This window comes from Amycolatopsis sp. WAC 04197, from assembly GCF_003947475.1.
Taxonomy (GTDB): domain Bacteria; phylum Actinomycetota; class Actinomycetes; order Mycobacteriales; family Pseudonocardiaceae; genus Amycolatopsis; species Amycolatopsis japonica.
In genome coordinates, this window is record NZ_QHJK01000002.1 from 200,949 (window position 1) to 219,513 (window position 18,565).

The 18,565-nt window shown below is 68.0% G+C and carries 20 protein-coding genes; 8 read left to right on the forward strand and 12 right to left on the reverse strand.

Features of this window, described 5'->3' with window-relative positions:
- Positions 1–99 precede the first annotated feature (99 nt).
- Positions 100–2,382 (forward strand): phosphoribosylformylglycinamidine synthase subunit PurL, encoded by a 2,283-nt coding sequence (purL, locus tag DMC64_RS08065; protein ID WP_125733656.1) that lies wholly within the window; start codon positions 100–102, stop codon positions 2,380–2,382.
- A gap of 66 nt (positions 2,383–2,448) precedes the next feature.
- Here purL and DMC64_RS08070 read toward each other — a convergent pair whose 3' ends face one another.
- The 6 genes from DMC64_RS08070 to DMC64_RS08095 form a co-directional block, all read right to left on the reverse strand.
- Positions 2,449–3,297: a hypothetical protein gene (locus DMC64_RS08070; protein ID WP_125733073.1), complete on the reverse strand. Its 849-nt coding sequence runs from the start codon at positions 3,295–3,297 to the stop codon at positions 2,449–2,451.
- Entirely contained in the window at positions 3,294–4,403 is a 1,110-nt protein-coding gene (locus DMC64_RS08075; protein ID WP_125733074.1) for a pentapeptide repeat-containing protein, read from the reverse strand. The genes DMC64_RS08070 and DMC64_RS08075 overlap by 4 nt, the downstream gene beginning before the upstream one ends.
- A complete protein-coding gene (locus DMC64_RS08080) occupies positions 4,400–5,200 on the reverse strand; it encodes a Twin-arginine translocation protein TatA (protein ID WP_125733075.1) in 801 nt (266 codons plus the stop codon). Before DMC64_RS08080 ends, DMC64_RS08075 begins: the two co-directional genes overlap by 4 nt.
- Positions 5,201–5,363: 163 nt before the next feature.
- On the reverse strand, positions 5,364–6,209 hold the full coding sequence (locus tag DMC64_RS08085; protein WP_037334714.1) for a lysozyme: 846 nt from the start codon (positions 6,207–6,209) through the stop codon (positions 5,364–5,366).
- Between the two features lie 192 nt (positions 6,210–6,401).
- A complete protein-coding gene (locus DMC64_RS08090; protein WP_199754959.1) occupies positions 6,402–7,217 on the reverse strand; it encodes a lysozyme in 816 nt (271 codons plus the stop codon).
- A gap of 105 nt (positions 7,218–7,322) precedes the next feature.
- Positions 7,323–7,940: a type VII secretion system-associated protein gene (locus DMC64_RS08095; protein ID WP_037334719.1), complete on the reverse strand. Its 618-nt coding sequence runs from the start codon at positions 7,938–7,940 to the stop codon at positions 7,323–7,325.
- Positions 7,941–7,993: 53 nt separating this feature from the next.
- Between DMC64_RS08095 and DMC64_RS08100 the strand changes: the two genes are divergently transcribed.
- Positions 7,994–8,374 (forward strand): sterol carrier family protein, encoded by a 381-nt coding sequence (locus DMC64_RS08100; protein ID WP_125733076.1) that lies wholly within the window; start codon positions 7,994–7,996, stop codon positions 8,372–8,374.
- A 71-nt stretch (positions 8,375–8,445) separates the two neighbouring features.
- On the opposite strand, the gene DMC64_RS08105 is transcribed toward DMC64_RS08100, so the two are convergent.
- Positions 8,446–9,243 (reverse strand): SAM-dependent methyltransferase, encoded by a 798-nt coding sequence (locus DMC64_RS08105; protein WP_037334723.1) that lies wholly within the window; start codon positions 9,241–9,243, stop codon positions 8,446–8,448.
- A gap of 202 nt (positions 9,244–9,445) precedes the next feature.
- On the opposite strand from DMC64_RS08105, the gene DMC64_RS08110 reads away from it, so the two are divergent.
- The 6 genes from DMC64_RS08110 to arfB all read left to right on the forward strand — a co-directional run bounded on the left by DMC64_RS08110 (position 9,446) and on the right by arfB (position 14,544).
- Complete coding sequence (locus DMC64_RS08110) at positions 9,446–10,324, forward strand: helix-turn-helix transcriptional regulator (protein WP_125733078.1); 879 nt, start codon at positions 9,446–9,448, stop codon at positions 10,322–10,324.
- Positions 10,325–10,608: 284 nt separating this feature from the next.
- Complete coding sequence (locus tag DMC64_RS08115; protein ID WP_005152616.1) at positions 10,609–10,848, forward strand: DUF397 domain-containing protein; 240 nt, start codon at positions 10,609–10,611, stop codon at positions 10,846–10,848.
- Positions 10,832–11,233, forward strand: coding sequence for a hypothetical protein (locus tag DMC64_RS08120; RefSeq protein WP_125733079.1), 402 nt, complete (start codon positions 10,832–10,834; stop codon positions 11,231–11,233). The genes DMC64_RS08115 and DMC64_RS08120 overlap by 17 nt, the downstream gene beginning before the upstream one ends.
- Before the next feature lie 204 nt (positions 11,234–11,437).
- Entirely contained in the window at positions 11,438–12,976 is a 1,539-nt protein-coding gene (gene purF, locus DMC64_RS08125) for an amidophosphoribosyltransferase (RefSeq protein ID WP_007032554.1), read from the forward strand.
- Between the two features lie 30 nt (positions 12,977–13,006).
- A complete protein-coding gene (purM, locus tag DMC64_RS08130; protein WP_007032555.1) occupies positions 13,007–14,077 on the forward strand; it encodes a phosphoribosylformylglycinamidine cyclo-ligase in 1,071 nt (356 codons plus the stop codon).
- 35 nt (positions 14,078–14,112) lie between these two features.
- A complete protein-coding gene (arfB, locus tag DMC64_RS08135; protein WP_016338029.1) occupies positions 14,113–14,544 on the forward strand; it encodes an alternative ribosome rescue aminoacyl-tRNA hydrolase ArfB in 432 nt (143 codons plus the stop codon).
- Here the strand turns inward: arfB and DMC64_RS08140 are convergent.
- From DMC64_RS08140 to DMC64_RS08160, 5 genes are all read right to left on the reverse strand, one after another.
- Complete coding sequence (locus DMC64_RS08140) at positions 14,533–15,291, reverse strand: GNAT family N-acetyltransferase (RefSeq protein ID WP_125733080.1); 759 nt, start codon at positions 15,289–15,291, stop codon at positions 14,533–14,535. The genes arfB and DMC64_RS08140 overlap by 12 nt on opposite strands.
- Before the next feature lie 178 nt (positions 15,292–15,469).
- Complete coding sequence (locus DMC64_RS08145; RefSeq protein ID WP_125733081.1) at positions 15,470–16,123, reverse strand: VanZ family protein; 654 nt, start codon at positions 16,121–16,123, stop codon at positions 15,470–15,472.
- A gap of 222 nt (positions 16,124–16,345) precedes the next feature.
- The gene (locus tag DMC64_RS08150; RefSeq protein ID WP_083649867.1) at positions 16,346–17,245 is read right to left on the reverse strand and encodes a Gfo/Idh/MocA family protein; all 900 of its coding nucleotides are present in this window, start codon (positions 17,243–17,245) and stop codon (positions 16,346–16,348) included.
- A gap of 97 nt (positions 17,246–17,342) precedes the next feature.
- Complete coding sequence (locus DMC64_RS08155) at positions 17,343–18,203, reverse strand: 3-hydroxybutyryl-CoA dehydrogenase (protein WP_091598365.1); 861 nt, start codon at positions 18,201–18,203, stop codon at positions 17,343–17,345.
- Between the two features lie 88 nt (positions 18,204–18,291).
- Positions 18,292–18,477, reverse strand: a complete 186-nt coding sequence (locus DMC64_RS08160; protein WP_016338022.1) for a DUF3073 domain-containing protein — start codon at positions 18,475–18,477, stop codon at positions 18,292–18,294.
- Between the last annotated feature and the right edge of the window lie 88 nt (positions 18,478–18,565).

Here is an 18,565-nt window from a genome sequence, read left to right on the forward strand (position 1 = left end):
TCACCACCGTGGGCGCGACCGATTTATCCGTGGGCGACCGACGGGTGAACAATCCCCTCGCCTATTCTCAAGGCCGTGGCGAACCCTGATGCGGACACCGTGACCAGCACCGTTGACACCACTCAACACGCCGAGGCGACCCCCGAGCAGACCCAGCCGTACGTCGAACTCGGCCTCGCCGACGACGAGTACGCCCGGATCCGGGAGATCCTCGGCCGCCGTCCGACCGACGCCGAACTGGCGATGTACTCGGTGATGTGGAGCGAGCACTGCTCGTACAAGTCCTCGAAGAAGCACCTGCGCTACTTCGGTGAGACCGCCACTCCCGAGATGAAGGAAAAGATGCTCGCCGGTATCGGTGAGAACGCGGGCGTCGTCGACATCGGCGAGGGCTGGGCGGTCACCTTCAAGGTCGAGAGCCACAACCACCCGTCCTACGTCGAGCCGTACCAGGGCGCCGCGACCGGCGTCGGCGGCATCGTGCGCGACATCATGGCGATGGGCGCGCGCCCGCTCGCGGTGGCGGACGCGCTGCGCTTCGGCCCGGCGGACGCCCCCGACACCCGCCGCGTGCTGCCCGGCGTGGTCGCCGGCGTCGGCGGCTACGGCAACTGCCTCGGCCTGCCGAACATTGGCGGCGAGCTGGTGTTCGACGAGAGTTACTCGGGGAACCCGCTGGTCAACGCCCTGTGCGTCGGCGCGATGCGCGTCGAGGACCTGCACCTGGCCTTCGCCTCGGGCAAGGGCAACAAGATCATCCTGTTCGGCGCCCGCACCGGCCTCGACGGCATCGGCGGCGTGTCCGTCCTCGCCAGCGACACCTTCTCGGGTGACGAGTCCTCGGGCGGCCGCAAGAAGCTCCCGAGCGTCCAGGTCGGCGACCCCTTCACCGAGAAGGTGCTCATCGAGTGCTGCCTCGAACTGTTCGCCCAGAAGCTCGTCGTCGGCATCCAGGACCTCGGCGGCGCCGGGCTCTCCTGCGCGACGTCGGAGCTCGCGGCGGCCGGTGACGGCGGTATGCACATCTACCTCGACCGGGTTCCGTTGCGCGCCACCGGGATGACCCCGGCGGAGGTGCTCTCCAGCGAGTCGCAGGAGCGGATGTGCGCGGTCGTCTCGCCGGAGAACGTCGAGGCGTTCATGAAGGTCTGCGAGAAGTGGGACGTCATCGCCACCGACATCGGTGAGGTCACCGACGGCGAGCACCTGGTCATCACCTGGAACGACGAGATCGTCGTCGACGTCCCGGCGCACACCGTGGCGCACCAGGGCCCGGTGTACGACCGCCCGATCCAGCGACCGTCCACGCAGGACGCCCTGCAGGCCGACACCTCGGCGAAGCTGCCGCGTCCGTCCACTTCGGACGAACTGCGCGCCGACATCCTCAAGCTCATCTCGTCGCCGAACCAGGCGTCGAAGGAATGGGTGACCTCCCAGTACGACCGCTACGTGCGTGGCAACACCGTTTCCGCGCAGCCGTCGGACTCGGGTGTCATCCGCATCGACGAGTCGACCGGTCGCGGTGTGGCCGTTTCGACGGACTGCAACAGCAAGTTCGTCTACCTCGACCCGTACGAGGGCGCGAAGCTCGCGCTGGCCGAGGCGTACCGCAACGTCGCCACCAGCGGCGCGAAGCCGGTCGCGGTCTCGGACTGCCTGAACTTCGGCGCGCCGACCGACCCAGGGGTGATGTGGCAGTTCGAGCAGGCCGTGCACGGTCTGGCCGACGGCTGCGTCGAACTCGGCATCCCGGTCACCGGCGGCAACGTCAGCTTCTTCAACCAGACCGGTGACGTCGCCATCCTGCCGACGCCGGTGGTCGGCGTGCTCGGCGTGATCGACGACGTCACCCGCCGCATCCCCACCGGGATCGGCGCCGAGGCCGGGGAAACCCTGCTGCTGCTGGGCGAGACCCACGACGAGCTGGACGGTTCCGCCTGGGCGCGCGAACTGCACGGCCACCTCGGCGGCCGCCCGCCGCGCGTGGACCTGGCGCGCGAGAAGCTGCTCGCCGACATCCTCATCGCCGGTTCCCGTGACGGCATGATCTCCGCCGCGCACGACATCTCCGACGGCGGCCTGATCCAGACGCTCGTCGAAACCGTCCTCATCGGACAGTGCGGTGCCCGCGTCTTCCTCGACTCGGAGCAGGACCCGTTCGTGCAGCTGTTCTCCGAGTCCGCGGGCCGGGTGCTGGTCGCCGTGCCGCGGACCGAGGAACTGCGGTTCACCGAGATGCTGACCGCGCGCGGCCTGCCGTGGCGCAAGACCGGCGTGGTGGACCCGGAATCGGGCTCGCTCGAACTCCAGGGCATCACGGAGTTCACGTTGGAGGAGCTTCGGGAGCCTTGGGAGCGCACGCTCCCGGCCCTCTTCGACTGATACGTCACACCTTCCCCAAGTACATGAAGGCCCCCTTCCTTGCGCTAGACGCAAGGAAGGGGGCCTTCATGTACTGCGGCCGGGAAGCGTCGAACCGGCCGCGAACTTCGCGCCCTCAAGTGACGGCGGCTCCACGAAGGTGGCCACGCCGAAGTCGACGGGTTTCTCCACGACGAGATGGTCCAGCGACACCTTGCGTTCGAAGCGCGCCCTCGTGAGGTCGAACGTCCCGTGGATGGTCACGTCCTTGAGCGAGAACTTCCCGGAGATCTGGGCGTCGGTGAGATCCACGTAGCTCGCCACCTCGCACCGATCCGCCCCGAACCAGCCGACCCGCCTGCCGAGTAGTTCGAGCTTGTCGAGCCGGGCGTCGCTGAGGTTGAGCCCCAGCGTCGGCCCGGTGGTGCCGGCATGGGGAAGGATGTCGCGGATCAGCCGCTCGGCCGCGCGCCGGACCAGCCGTTCGCGTTCCGCGGCCGCCTCGGTTTCCTTGTTCCACTTCGTCTTGCTCGGGAACTTGGGATGCTCGAACGGCCGCCGCAGGTAGGCGCACAACACGTCGAGCACCGTCTGCCGGTACTCCGGCCGGGTCCTGGCCAGCCCCGCGAGCGAATGCATCGCGCCGACCCTGACCTGATCGGCCTCGTTGCCCAGCAGTTCGATCGATTTGGCGAACCGCTCGTCGGAGATCCGGCTGCGCTCGATCTCGTGCCGGTCCTCTTCGGTCCGCCTTCGCCGGTCGTTGAGCCACAGCCCGTAGAGCGCGGCGATCGCCCCGCCCGCCAGCGCGCCGGTCTTGAGCGCGTCGCCGCGGCTGGTCGCGCGATCCGTGAGCAGCCAGGCGGTGACCCCCACGAGCACCACGACCGACGACAGCAACGTCCACAACAACGGGGACTTGAGCAGGCGTCTCATACGTCCTTCACCGTGAGCCGGGCACGGCCGTCCGGCAGCGTTTCGACGGACCAGTCCGCCGGGAGTTCGTGATCCCTCGCCGGATCCACCGACGTGTTGTACAGCGACACGGAACCCGGTGCCTTGCGGAACTTCAGGTCCCCGAACCCTTCGAACCGCGCACGGCGCAGATCCAGTGCCCCTTCGAATGCGGCGTCGGCGAAGACGGCGTCCTTCGCGAAGACACTGTCCTTAAAGGACGTTTCACCCGCGAACACCGTGTAGGAGAACTCGGCGTCCTCGCTGAACCGCACCCCGCTGAACCACGCCCGCTGCTCGAACTTGGCTTCGTTGCACCGGAAGTAGCCGATCCGCTTGCCCGCCTCCGTCCCGGCGCCGGTCAGGTAGACCGGCCCGAGGAACACGCAACCGGACAGGTTGGTGCTGCTGTACAGACCGGCGTAGCGGAGCAGCAGCTTGCCGACCTTCCGCTCGGACAGGTCGAAGTACTCCAGCACCGCCCCGGTCAGGTCGAGGTCGTAACCGGGGGCGTCCTCGGCGTCCGCGGCCGGGAGCAGTTCCCCGATGAGGCGCTGGGCGGTCTGCCGCACCTGGAGTTCCTGCTCCTGCTCGGGTTCACCCCGCGCGGGAAGCTTGTTCCCCGGACGTTTCGCCTCACCTTCATAGCGCGGATGGTCGAACGGCCGCCGCAGGTACGAGCACAGGATGTCCAGCACGGTCTGCCGGTAGAGCTCGCGACCGCGGGCGAGCCCCGCCAGCGCGTGCAGGGCCCCCACCCGCACCTGGTCGGCGTCGTGCCCGAGCAGCTCGACGGCCTTCGCGAACCGTTCGTCCGAGATCCGGTCCCGGTCCTGGTCGGCCCGCCGCAGCTCCAGCTCCTGCCGCTGCCGTTCGACCTCCTGCCGCCGTTCCTCCACCCGGCGTCGCCGGTCGTTGAGCCACAACGCGTACAGCGCGACGATGGCGGCGCCGGCGACACCGCCGGTCTTCAACGCCTCACTGCGGCTGGTCGCCGGATCCGTCAGCAACCAGCCGCCGACCGCGAGCAACAGGACGAACGAGAGGACGAACGTCCACAGCAACGGGGAGCGGAGGAACCGCTTCATCGGGCCTTGGAGACCAGAAGGGAAGAGACGCACCAGGAGCCGGACTGGCTCTGCGCGAACATCGTTCCCTTGGCGTCCTCACCTTCGACCGTGCCGGTGATCTCGGCCATGACGAGGTTGGTCGTCCCCTGCGTCCGCTTGACCTCGGCCGTGGAGCCCGGCGGAAGGAAGACGTCGAGCACGGAGCCCATGCTCGACCGACGGTTTTCACAGGCCAGGGCGATCGCCCCTTGCCGGTCGCCCGACGAGATCTTGGCGAGGAAGTCCTGGATGACCTTGACGCCCGCAGGGTCGCCGGAGCTGGTGCCGCCGCTTTCGGTGCTCCGCGGGGTCCTGGTCGTGCTCGACTTCGGGCTGCTGCTCTGCGGCGCGGAGGTCGGCGCGGGCTCGGACGACGAGGGCGGCGCGGCCACCGGCTCGTCCTTGCTCAGCAGGAAGCCCGGCGCGACGAACCCGGTGACACCGAACGCCACCAGCACGACCACGCCGATCACGATCCCGATGATCAGTCCGGTCTTGCTCTTCTGCGGCGGCGCGGGCGGGCCACCGAAGCCCTGCTGCTGGTAACCCTGCTGATTCGGGTCCCAGCCCTGCTGCGGCTGCTGCTGATATTGCTGGGTCTGGTCCCAGCCCTGCTGCGGCTGCTGCTGGTACTGCTGGGTCTGATCCCAGCCCTGCTGCTGGCCGTACTGCTGAGGCTGACCGTACTGCTGGTTCGGGTCCCAGCCACCCTGCTGCGGCTGCTGTCCCTGCGGGTCCTGGCCATAGGGCTGGCCTGGCTGGGGTGGGTAGGTCATCGGTCTCGCCTTCCGTACTGGGGCCTGAGGCTTCAGATCAGACGACCGGCGGTCAGCGCTGGTTCCGGATCCGCCCGTGCCAGGGATTTCCCAGGGAAAATACCCCGCGCGCGAAAACGGCTCCCGGCCGAGGCCGGGAGCCGTTGTTCACGGAATGCGCAGCTCAGCCGTTGGCCAGTGCCTGCAAGCGGTCGTAAGCGCCGTTGAAGGTGTTCTGGTCGAGCGGGCTGGAGGTGTACTGCCACACGGTGTAGAAACCCCAGCCGTAGGGCAGCGTGCCCACGGTGGACGCGTAGCGCGCGATCCACAGCGGGACCGTGCCACCGAAGTTCTGCGACGTGCCGACGCAGGTGCTCCACCAGCTCGTCGAGGTGTAGATGACGGGCCAGCGGCCGGTGCGCGCCTTGTACCGGTCGTGGAACGCCCGGATCCACGAGCCCATGGCGGACTGGCTCAGGCCGTAGCAGGTCGCGCCGTACGGGTTGTACTCCATGTCCAGCGCGCCCGGCAGCGTCTTGCCGTCCTTCGACCAGCCACCGCCGTTGTTGATGAAGAAGTCGGCCTGCGCCGCGCCGCTCGAGACGTTCGGCAGGGCGAAGTGGTACGCGCCGCGGATGAAGCCCTTGTTGTAGGAACCGTTGTACTGCTGGGCGAAGTACGGGTTCTTGTAGCTGGTGCCTTCGGTGGCCTTGGTCCACACGAAGCGCTTGCCCTGGTTCCACCAGTAGTTCCAGTCGACATTGCCCTGGTAACTGGCCACGTCCATTCCCGCGACCGTCGCGAGCACGCCGACCTCGGGCTGCGGCTGGGCGGCCTTGGCCTTCGATTCGGGGGTGGAGGTGTCGCCTTCCACGCGCCGGATCTGCGATCCGATCGTGTGGTCGTTCCGCTGGAGATCCTGTTCGATCGACATGATCTCGGGGGACGGGGCGGCCGACGCCTGGACCGTGCTGCCGAGCAGGAGCAGCGCGGAGCCGACGGCGATGGCGATTCTTCGGGAAGTGCGCATCACGACAATCCCTTCACGGATAACCCTCGCTGAGGACGGCGACCTTGCAGGTGGTAGCCGTCCGGGCACGATTGTTGACGACGGGTGCCGGGTTTGTCACTAACTTCCGTGAAATTGGTACTACGCGTGGGTGATTTTCATTTCCAAGTAGGGCGAGTTATGTGATCTTGTAACGCCCACTCGGGTGGGTGTTCAGCCGAGCGACAACGCGCGCACGCGGTCGATCGTGCCGTTGAACCAGTTCTGATCGCCGGGGAGACTGCCCTTGTTCGAGAACTGCCAGATGGTCTGGTGCTTCCAGCTCGCGGGCAGCTCGCCGATCTCCGTGTTGTAGCGCGCGATCCACAGCGGGTTCTGCCAGAACACGTTGCTGTTGCCGGTGCAGCGTTTCCACCAGCTCGTCGACGTGTAGATCGCCGGATGCCGCCCGGTCCGCCACAGATAGGTCTCGGCGAACGACGCCATCCACGCGACCATCTGCGCCGGCGTCTTGCCGTAACAGGTTTCGCCGTACGGGTTGTATTCGACGTCGAGCGCGCCCGGCAGGGTCTTGCCGTCACCGGACCAGCCGCCGCCGTGGTCGACGAAGTAGTGCGCCTGCGCCGCGCCGTCCGAGATGTCGGGGCGCGCGAAGTGGTAGGCGCCGCGGATCAGGCCGACGCCGTAGGAACCGTTGTACTGCTGGGGAAACCGGGGATTGACGAAACCGGTGCCTTCGGTGGCCTTCACATAGACGAACTTCGCGCCGGTCCTCGCGGCGCCGGGCCAGTCGACGTCGCCCTGGTGGCCGCTGACGTCGTGGCCGAGCGTATGCGCCTCGCCGCCGTACAGCGGCCCCACCGACACGTCGACGCCTTCGTGCAGCGCGATCTGGGAACCGGCGTAATGCTCCTCGGCCCCGTCGTACCTGGGCCCGCTTTCCCGTGCGACGGCGGGGGTCTGCGCGAGCAGCAGAACCCCCGCCGCGAGGACGGCCCCCCAGCCTTTCGAACACACTCTGCGACTCATCACGTCGCCACGATCCCTCGGGAAAAGGGAATCAGCGACTCGAACATCACCCGAAAGTGTTGCTTTCGGGCCGAAAAAAATTGGGCCGAGTGGGTTAATCGGGCCCTAGCGGCGCTCGTCTGAAAGGGCTTTGTCGAGGTGCTCCGAGGGGACGATCGCGGTGAGCCGGTCGTGGGGGTTGATCGTCACGGGGTGGCCAGCGAGCAGCGGGACCATGTCCCGGCCCAGCACCGCGCGGGCGTGCGGCCATTCGCGCGGGACCAGCGATTTGGCCGTGTACGCGGGCACGAGCACCTTGCCGTCGGTGTTGTGGAAGCCGATCACCGTGCGCTGCACCGGGGAAAGGGCGTAGACGAACAGCGTCGAGTCGAGGATGACGCGCGGCAGGTCGGCGGCCGGGCGGTGGTTCGTGCGCACCAGCTGGAGGAGCTGCTCGAGCTCGTTGCGCGGCTCCGGGAAGCCGAGCGCCTTGGGCGAGGGACGGTAGCGATCGTTGGGGTGGAAGTCCTCGACGATCTCGCCGCCGCCGTTCACCGGGTACGCGCCGACGACCGCCCAGGACGGCACCGGGCCGTCGGGATCGAAGGCCTCGTCGATGACGTAAAGCCAGCTGTTCGGGTTGGCCTTGGCGTTGGCGCGCATCTCTTCGGTGATCTTCGGCTTCTTCTTGCCCGCCGGGCTCGACGCCAACCGATCCGCCTCGTCCCGCTGCGCCATCGCCATCCCCACGTTCCGGGTGCCTGAAGGTTTGTTCGCGCTCACTCTACTGTTCTCCCATGGCCTCTTCGCGTACGGTCGACCCCGCTGAGTTACGAGCCGCGATCGCGGCGATTTCCCCCTGGTTGAGCGGATCCGGTCCGGAACCGGCTCGTCCCGAGCTGGCCGCGGCGGTGCGGCTGAGCCTGCGGACGCTGGCCGGGGACGCCCCGGGGAAGAGTGTCGAAGTGCGGGTGCCGCCGTTCGCGGCTGTGCAGTGTGTCGAAGGATTGCGCCATACCCGCGGGACCCCGCCGAACGTCGTCGAAACGGATCCGCGTACCTGGCTGGAACTGGCGACTGGGCTGCTCGGCTGGGCCGACGCCGTCGCATCGGGGCGGGTCACCGCCTCCGGGAGCAGGGCCGATCTGGCCCGCTGGCTGCCCTTGGTCCGCCTCTAGACCCGATGTCAGGAAAGGGTCTTTCAGGACGAAATATGTCCTGAAAGACCCTTTCATGACATGCGCGAGGGCTAAGCCTTACGGCCGATACCGCCCGAGATGGTCCGCTGGGCCGCGTTCAGCTCCTTGATCCGCGGGCCGTCCGGCCACCAGTCGACGCACAGCTTGACGCCGGGCTCGACCATCTCGAGGTCGTGGAACAGCTCCTCGATCTCGGCCTTCGTGCGGAAGGTGCCCGATCCCATCGGGCTGTGGATGAAGAAGTCCTCCATCTTGCGGGCGGTCTCGGACAGCTCGTCCTCCGGGTCGGAGAAGTGCGAGATCGCCACGTAGGAGCCCGACGGCAGCGCGTCGATGTACTTCTTCATGATCTTGGCGGGCTGGTCGTGCGGCCCGTTGTAGTGGTGCAGCGTCCCGAGCTGCAGCAACGCGATCGGCTGCGTGAAGTCGATGTGCCGCCGGATGTCCGGGTTCTCGATGATCCGCTCCGGCTCGAAGATGTCGTCCGAGACGAAGTGCGTGTTCTCGTTCTCCTCGAGCAGCGCCCGCCCGTGGGCGAGCACGACCGGGTCGTTGTCGACGTAGACGACCTTGATCTCGGGGTTGATCCGCTGCACGACCTGGTGCGTGTTCTCCGCCGTCGGCAGGCCGGATCCGAGGTCCAGGAACTGCGTGATGCCCGTCTGGCTGGCGAGGAACCGGCAGGCGCGGATCAGGAAGCCGCGGTTCTCGGTCGCCAGGTCCTGCGCCTCCGGGGCGGCCTGCTGGACCTTGCGCAGCACCTCCCGGTCGATCTCGTAGTTGTCCTTGCCGAGCAGGAAGGCGTCGTACACCCGGGCGATGCTGGCCCGGGTCGGGTCGACACCCACGGGCACTCGTTCCGTCCGGGTCGGGGCGTCGGGCATCTTGAACCTCACAAAACTGTGTCGGAAGTCTCGGGCTCTACGTAGAGTAGAACCACGTACGCGACCGGTAAACCGAGCCATCCCTGTCGTGTCGAGGCCCAAACGTGTACTTTCAGTAATCGGCTTGTTCTCCTGTGAGTGTCGTCGCGCGAAAGGTCCCCGGTCGATGAACGCGGTCACCCCGCCTGGCGGTGAGCAGTCCCTGGGTCTCACCGCGCGACGGATGATCCTCGGCTCTCAGCTCCGCCGGATGCGCGAGGACGCGGGCATCACGCGCCAGGAGGCCGGCTACAGCATCCGCGGCTCGGAATCGAAGATCAGCCGTCTCGAGCTCGGCCGCGTCGGCTTCAAGGAACGCGACGTCGCCGACCTGCTGACCATGTACGGGATGACCGATCCCGGTGAGCGGCAGCAGTTCCTCGACATGGTCAAGGAGTCGAACGAGCCGGGTTGGTGGCGCCGCTACGGCGACCTGATGCCGAGCTGGTTCAACGACCTCGTCGGGCTCGAAGAGGCCGCGGCGCGGATCCAGGTGTGGGAGCCGCTGTACGTCACGGGTCTGCTGCAGACCGAGGACTACGCGCGGGCGATCATGAGCCACGGCCGCAAGGACATGGTCAACGAGCAGATCGACCGCCGGGTCGCGCTGCGGATGCGGCGCCAGAAGATGCTGTCGAGGCCGGACGCGCCGCGGTTGTGGCTGGTGCTCGACGAGTCGGTGCTGCACCGGCCGATCGGCGACCGCGAGGTGCTGAAGGCGCAGATCGACCACCTGCTGGAGATGATCCAGCAGCCGAACATCTCGGTGCAGATCCTCCCGTTCGACCGGAGCGGCTACTCCGCGGACAGCGCGTTCTCGCTGCTCAGGTTCGCGGAAGAGGAATTGCCGAACATCGCGTACACCGAGTACCTGACCGGCGCGCACTACATCGACAAGCGCGACGAGATCGAGCGGTACAGCCGCGCGCTGGACATGCTCGCCGTCGACGCGGAGACGCCGGACCGCAGCCGCCAGATGCTGATGAAGCGCCGCGCCGAAATCTGAGTCGATCACCGTTGTGGGGCTGACCGCCGTGCCGGGGACGGCCGGGGTTTTCTTGCGGTCACCCGAAATTCCGGCGACCAGTCGTAGCTGTTCACCCGTTGGGGACAGTGCGCGTCACCCTTTGGTGGGACGGCTGAGGACTTAAGTCATCACTGCACGCGAATTCTGCAAAAACTTCTGCACGTGCATTTACCGCTGCAGTCACACGTGCTAACTTTGGGATCACAGGCAAATGCACATGCAGATGCATCGCCCGAAGTCTTCTGTCGGGGAAGGTGGGGACCATGGCTGAACAGTTCGACAACGGCATCCCGGCCGATCGTCTTACCGGCGCGCAATGGCGCAAAGCCAGCTACAGCAACGCGATCGGCAACTGCGTCGAGGTGGCGCCGCTCGCTTCCGGAGAGATCGCGATGCGCAACTCGCGCTTCCCGACCGGTCCGGCCCTGATCTACACCCAGGCCGAGATGGCCGCATTCCTCGCGGGTGCCAAGGACGGCGAATTCGATGACGTCCTCGGGTGACACCATCACCGCGGAAATCACCGACATCGAAAGCGGCCTGCAGGAACTGATCCACCGCGGGTACCAGTTCGTGCATCCGTGCGACGCGAACGGCGAGGTCATGGCCGTGGTCGGCGTGCGAGTCCACGACAACGTGGTCGACGTGGTCCGGCTCAACGCCGAGGACGACGTCGTCGCGACCCGCATGCCGGGCACCGAGGAGGACATCCTCGAACCCGAGGTCTGGCTGTGGCGGTACACCGGAGACGCGGCGAGGGTGCTGACGGCACTGCTCGCGCTCCCGGACGAGCGCACACCCGGCTCGCTCTACGTTCCGGAGACCGCGGCCAAGGGCTGCTGGGTCCCCGGCCGCGGCGGCACGTCCAAGTGGCTCGCCGCGGGCTAGTCAGCTCCTAAGCACAGTCGACCGCCTCTGTCGAGGGGGAGCGGTCGGCTGGTCGGGGGTCGTGAGTGACGGGTCTTGACACCCGCTCGTCACTCACGGTCATCAGTCGAAGCGTGTCCAGCGCCACCTCGTGCGGCGCGTTGATCTCCTGCTCACCGTTTACACTGGTGGCGGCCTGCCCTCTTTCTCCCTGGGAGCACCTCGGTGGTTTCCGACCCGTCCCTCGCCGGACAGCCCGTGACCGACCAGCCCGATCCGGAACCCCGCGAGGAATGCGGTGTCTTCGGTGTCTGGGCGCCCGGAGAAGAGGTCGCGAAGCTGACCTACTACGGGCTCTACGCACTTCAGCACCGCGGCCAGGAAGCGGCCGGCATCTCGGTCTCCGACGGTTCGCAGATCGTCGTCTTCAAAGATCTCGGCCTGGTCAGCCAGGTGTTCGACGAGCAGGTCCTGCAGTCGCTGCAGGGACATATCGCCGTCGGGCACTGCCGCTACTCGACCACCGGCGCGACCATCTGGGAGAACGCGCAGCCGATCTTCCGCACCACCGCGACCGGCAGCGGATTGTCCTTCGCGCACAACGGGAACCTCGTCAACACCGCGGAACTGCGGGATCGCACGGTCGAGGCCGGGCTCAAGCCGCACGCGGGGCTGACCGGTTCGTCCAGCGACTCTGACCTGGTGTGCGGGCTCCTCGCGGCCAACGCCGCCGACAAGGGCATCGAAGCCGCCGCGCTGGAACTGCTGCCCACCCTCAAGGGCGCGTTCTGCCTGGTCTTCGCCGACGAGTCCACCCTGTACGCCGCGCGCGACCCGCACGGCGTGCACCCGTTGGTGCTCGGCAGGCTCGAACGCGGCTGGGTGGTCGCGAGCGAGACGGCCGCGCTCGACATCTGCGGCGCGTCGTTCGTCCGCGAGGTCGAGCCCGGTGAGCTCATCGCGATCGACGCCGAGGGCCTGCGCTCCTCGCGGTTCGCGAACCCCGAGCCCAAGGGCTGTGTCTTCGAGTACGTGTACCTGGCGCGCCCCGACACCTCGATCGCCGGCCGCAGCGTGCACGCCACCCGCGTCGAGATCGGCCGCAAACTCGCCGCCGAGCACCCGGCCGACGCCGACCTGGTCATGCCGGTGCCCGAATCCGGCACCCCGGCCGCCATCGGCTACGCGCAGGGCTCGGGCATCCCCTACGGCACGGGCTTGGTGAAGAACGCCTACGTCGGCCGCACCTTCATTCAGCCGTCGCAGACCATCCGGCAGCTGGGCATCCGGCTGAAGCTGAACCCGCTGCGCGACGTCATCCGCGGCAAACGGCTCGTGGTGGTCGACGACTCCATCGTCCGCGGCAACACCCAGCGCGCACTGGTCCGCATGCTGCGGGAGGCGGGCGCGCTCGAGGTGCACGTCCGGATCGCCTCGCCGCCCGTGCGCTGGCCGTGTTTCTACGGCATCGACTTCGCCTCCCGTGCCGAACTGGTGGCCAACGGCGTCGACCTCGACGGCATCCGCCGCTCCATCGGCGCCGACACCCTGGGCTACATCTCCCTGGACGGGCTGGTCGCGGCGTCGGAGCAGCCGAAGTCGCGGTTGTGTACCGCGTGCTTCTCCGGCGAGTACCCGATCGCGCTGCCCGAAGACGCGCTGATCGGGAAGCACCTGCTGGAGAGCCTGGACTCGGTGAATGGCGCGGCGAAGCCCGTCAGCCCTGCCGGGTACGGTGCTGAGGACGCCATCCGGCGTCCCTAGACCTCTCTTCCAGAGTTGGAGTCCGCTTCCGTGAGCGAGTCCACGAGCGCCACGTACGCCGCCGCCGGCGTCAGCATCGACGCCGGTGACAAAGCCGTCGAGCTGCTCAAACCGCACGCCGAGAGGGCCACGAGGCCCGAGGTGATGGGCGGCGTCGGCGGTTTCGCCGGGCTGTTCTCCCTGAAGCTGGACAAGTGGAAAGAGCCGGTGCTGGCCTCGTCGACCGACGGGGTCGGCACCAAGATCGCCGTCGCCCAGGCGCTCGACAAGCACGACACGGTCGGCATCGACCTGGTCGCGATGGTCGTCGACGACCTGGTCGTCACCGGCGCCGAGCCACTGTTCATGCAGGATTACATCGCCGTCGGCAAGGTCGTGCCGGAGAAGATCGCGGCGCTGGTCGGCGGGATCGCCGAGGGCTGTGTCCAGGCCGGTTGCGCGCTGCTCGGCGGCGAAACCGCGGAGCACCCCGGCCTGATGGGCGAGCACGACTACGACCTCTCGGGCACCGGCATCGGTGTCGTCGAGGCGTCGAACGTGCTGGGCCCGGAGCGGGTCCGCCCCGGCGATGTCGTCCTCGCGCTCGGCTCGTCCGGCCTGCACTCCAACGGCTACTCGCTGGCCAGGCACGTGCTGCTGGACATCGCGCGCATGCCCCTCGACGGGCACGTCGAGGAGTTCGGCCGCTCGCTGGGCGAGGAGATGCTGGAGCCGACCAGGATCTACGCGAAGGACTGCCTCGCGTTGGCCGCCGAGGCCGACGTCCGTACGTTCGCGCACGTCACCGGCGGCGGCCTGGAGCAGAATCTCGCCCGTGTCATGCCGCGCGGCCTGGTCGCGCGGCTCGAACGCGGCACCTGGACCCCGGCGCCGGTGTTCGCGCTGATCGGTCACCGCGGCAAGGTCGAGCGCGCCGAACTGGAGAAGACGTTCAACATGGGCGTCGGCATGGTCGCGATCGTCGGCCCCGACGACGTCGACCGCGCGCTCGCGATGCTGACCGCGCGGCACGTGCCGGCGTGGATCCTCGGCGACGTGCAGCCCGCGGAAGACCCGGACGGCCCGCGCGCCGTGCTGTCGGGTGACCACCCGCGCTTCTGATTTAACGGCTTGGGCCCGGGTGACACACTGGGTCCGTGGCTGATGACGTGGTGATCGGTACCCGGTTCGTGATCCCGGGTGCCGAATTGAGCGAACGGTTCTCCCGGTCCTCGGGCCCGGGTGGGCAGGGCGTGAACACCACGGACTCGCGGGTCGAACTGTCCTTCGACGTGGCCGGTTCGGCGTCCGTCCCGGAGCACCTCCGGGCCCGGATGCTGGACCGGCTTTCGTCGCGCCTGGTCGACGGCGTCGTCACGATCGCCGCGTCCGAACACCGCTCCCAGCTGATGAACCGGGAAGCCGCACGGGCACGGTTGGTGATGCTCCTGACGGACGCGTCGGCGCCGCCGGCCGCCAAGCGGCGTCCCACCAAACCCTCACGGGGTTCGAAGGAACGCCGCCTGGCGTCGAAGAAGCGCCGCGGCGAGGTCAAGAAGTCACGCCGAGGCGGCTACTCAGACGACTGACAGGTGCACGCACTCGGCCGCGGTCTTGAACCCGACCCGGCCGTAGACGCGTTCCGCCTGCCCGGCGCCCGGCGTCAGGAACACCGACCGGCCGCCGCGCGCGTGTGCTTCACGCGTCAGGTACTCCGTCATCGCCGCGGCGATCCCGCGGCTCCGGTACTCCTCGAGCACCCCGATGCCGGCGATCTCCGTCGCGCCGTCGAGGATCACGGTCGAGACCCCGCCGCCGACGACCTCGCCGTTCTCGTCGACCGCCATCACCGAGATGGTCTCGCCGCTCAGCTGATCCGGCGACGGGTCGAGGTGTTCATCAGGATCGGTCTCACCGAACGCCAGGTTCTGCGCCCGGATCATCTGCCGGAGTTCGCCCTCGGTCTTCGGGGTGACCAGGCTGATCCCCGCCGGTTTCGGCTGTTCGACGACCTGCCCCGGAATGCAGATCATCAGCGGAACCCGCCGCTCCAGCGTGTAGCCGCACCGTACGAGCACGGCTTCGGCGGCCGGAACGGCCTCGGTGAGGAACTCCAGACGCGGCGCGAGCCCGCGCTTGCGGAACGCCTCGGTGAGCGCGGCGACGTCGTCCTCGGTGGGGACGGCGCCGTCGTCAGGGATCGCGTAGTTGAGGAAAGGGCTGCTGGATTCGAGGTAGTAGGTGGCCAGGAACGGCCCGATCCGCTCGGTCTCGCGGAATTTCGCCGCGGTGAGGCGGATGTAGGACTGCAGAGCACGAATCGTCTCGGAAAGCACTGGTGGAAAGCCTTTCGGGCAGAAGAAGGAGACGCACGGGAGGATCCGCGTGCGTGATGGGGCTGGCGGGTGCGCCGGCTAGCTCGTGCCGACGCCACCGAAGGCGTCAGGCATGAGGCATCCCTCTTTCTTGCTGCGTAGGGCTTTCGCGATCACTTTCGCACGACGGTCAACCCATTTACCTCCGCTGCGGATGCGCGATCCCCGAATACCGCTCGTCCCACACCGATCTCGGGACCCGGAGCCGGACCGGCGCCTCGCACACCCGCCGGACCTGCGCCGGGATCGCCACGGGCGGCCGGACGTCCAGGCGATGCCACAGCCGTTTGCTCATCGCGGCGCCCGCGACGGCGCCCAGGGTGTTCAGCAGGATGTCGTCCGCCGACGTCACCCGGCCCGCCTGGATCAGGTACTGAGTGCCCTCCACCAGCACCGAGACGGCCAGCGCGCCCAGCGCGATCCGGCCCAGTGAGCGCAGGCGGCGGAACCGCAGGGGGAGCAGGGCGCCGAGCGGGCTCAGCATGAGGACGTTGCCCAGCGCCTGCCAGAGATTGGCGCTGTCGTTCAAGGCGAGGCGGAGGTCGGTGCCGGGTTCGAGGTTCAGCCTGCTGCCGTGCGCGCCGGTCACCGGCATCGTGACCAGGCACAACACCAGGAAGCAGGTCAGCACGAGCGTCATGTCGACGGCGGCCGTCGCCGACGCGGAGAAGAGGTCGGCCTGTCTTCGCCGCCGTCGATGGGCCGCGAGCAGCGGCCACCCGAGCAGTGCGTACGGAATCGCGGTGATCGTCAACGGGATCATCACACCGAAAGCGCGGAGCAGCTCACCCATGGCCTTCCTTTCCGGAGCGCCCAAGATCACCTTCGCATCACAAGATCGACTCGGCATGGCGGAGCGGACGCACTAAGAGGTGATCTTTTCCGGTGGCGGAAAAGGTTTTCCCATGCTCGGCACCGTCCACAAAGGAACCTGTGGACAAACCTGTGGACGGCCGCGAACCAGCCGGAAGAAGGCGTTATCCCGCAAGGAAAAGCCTTGTGGGTGACCTGTGTACTACTTGCCGTGTCCGGCGAGCTCCCGCGCGCGTTCGAGCAGCTTTTGGAGGTGCAGCCCGCGACGTACGTCACACGGGTGCGAGGTCGTCCCGCTCGCGGCCATCGCGGCGAAATCGTCCAGGAGCGCGGTGTACGACTCGCCGGCCGAGCCCGGCTTCCGGCCGAGCGTGCGGTAACCGTGCTCGCCGTAGACGGCGACTTCGACGACCGTCGGCTGGATCGGCAGCCGCAGCGACAGGGTCGCCGTACTCGTCGCGCCACCCTCGTGGGCTAACAGCACCTGCCACAGATCGTCATCGGTCCGGTTCGCCGCGAGCACGTCGGTGATCTCGCCGAGTGCCGCGTCCAGCAGATCGAAGGCGTGCGGGCCGATGTCGGCGAGCGCGCCGGAGTCGTGCCGCCATGCCGAGGACTGGTACTGACCGCCGAGCAACGCTCCCGAAAGCCATCGAGCCCCGCCGCCCCGCCAGCCGCCGGCCTCCTTGATGCCGTCGAGCCACTCGCGGGTCATCGGTGAGAACCGCAGGATCAGGACCACGAGAGCCGCGACACCGGCGGCCTCGACCGCGTCCGCGAGCCGTCGGGCGCCGTCGAGATCCGCGGCGATCGGCTTCTCCAGGATCAGATGCTTGCCCGCTTCGGCCGCCCGGACCGCCAGCTCCGCCTGAACGGCGGGCGGCACGGCGAAGGCGACCGCGTCCACCTGGTCGAGCAGTTCGTCGAAGCTGTCGACGGCCTGGGCGCCGTGGGCCTCGGCCAGCTCCTTCGCGGCCTCGGGACGCCTGGCCCAGACCGCGCGCAACGTCATGCCGGGGTGATCGGCGAGACCTGGCGCGTGCACCGTCTTCGCCCACGGACCGGCACCGACCAGACCCGCGCGCAGCTGTCCCTGTCCCACGCCCCCGAGTCTAGGGCCCCGCGTTTAGTCCTCTGAATGCGGTAGTTGCGCGTGCAAGAACCGCATTCAGAGGACTAAACGCGAGGAAAAGCGTGGGTCAGGAGTAGCTGTAGAAGCCGCGGCCGGTCTTCTTGCCGAGCAGGCCGGCGTCGACCATGCGCAGCAGCAGCGGCGGCGAGGAGTACAGCGGCTCCTTGAACTCGGCGTACATCGAGTCCGCGATGGCCTTGATGGTGTCCAGGCCGATCAGGTCCGACAGCCGCAGCGGGCCCATCGGGTGCGCGGTGCCGAGCTCCATGCCGCGGTCGATGTCCTCCGCGGACGCGAAGCCCGACTCGATCATCCGGATCGCGGAAAGCAGGTACGGCACGAGCAGCGAGTTCACGATGAACCCGGCGCGGTCCTGCGACCGGATCACCGTCTTGCTCAACGCCGTCGTCGCGTGCTCCTCGGCACGGCGGGCGGTGTCGTCGCTGGTCAGCAGCGAGGGCACCAGCTCGACGAGCGGCAGCACCGGGACCGGGTTGAAGAAGTGGATGCCGACCACCTGCTGCGGGCGGCCGGTGGCCATCCCGAGCTTCATGATCGGGATCGAGGAAGTGTTGGACGCGAACACGGCGTCCTCGCGCTCGACGATCTTGTCCAGCGACCGGAACACCTCGACCTTGGCCTGCTCCTGTTCCAGGATGGCCTCGATGACGAGGTCGCGGTCGGCGAACTCGCCGATCTCGGTGGTGAAGCGGAGTCGTCCGAGCGCGGCGTCGGCGTCTTCCTGCGAGAGCTTCCCGTTCTTGACGCCGCGTTGCAGCGACTTCTCGATCCGCGCCCGCCCGGAGTCCAGCGCCGGCTGGTTCACCTCGGTGACGATCACGTCCAGTCCGGCCCGTGCGTGCACCTCGGCGATGCCCGAGCCCATGAGCCCGGCCCCGACGACACCTACTCGCGCTACGTCAGACATGGCACCTCCTCATATTTTGGGCAGCACGCGACACGCGAGGGCGGTCACCGGGACAAGCCCGGATCCACCCTCGCGTGTCACGCGTTGCTCAGCGGCGGTATTCGTCGTACCCGTCGTACGGGTCTTCGTCGTACCGCTTGTCGTCCTCGTGCCTGTCTTCCGAGGAACTACTGGACAGCTCGCGCTGCAAAGCATCGAAGTCGGTTTCGTGCGAGCTGTACTTGAGCTCGCGCGCCACCTTCGTCTGCTTGGCCTTAGCCCGGCCGCGCCCCATGGCTCGACCCCCTCGCACAGGGGCGGGGCGGCCGGGGGAATCGGCGGCCCCGCATCGTCTCGACAATTCTTTCCTGCTGACACCGTAC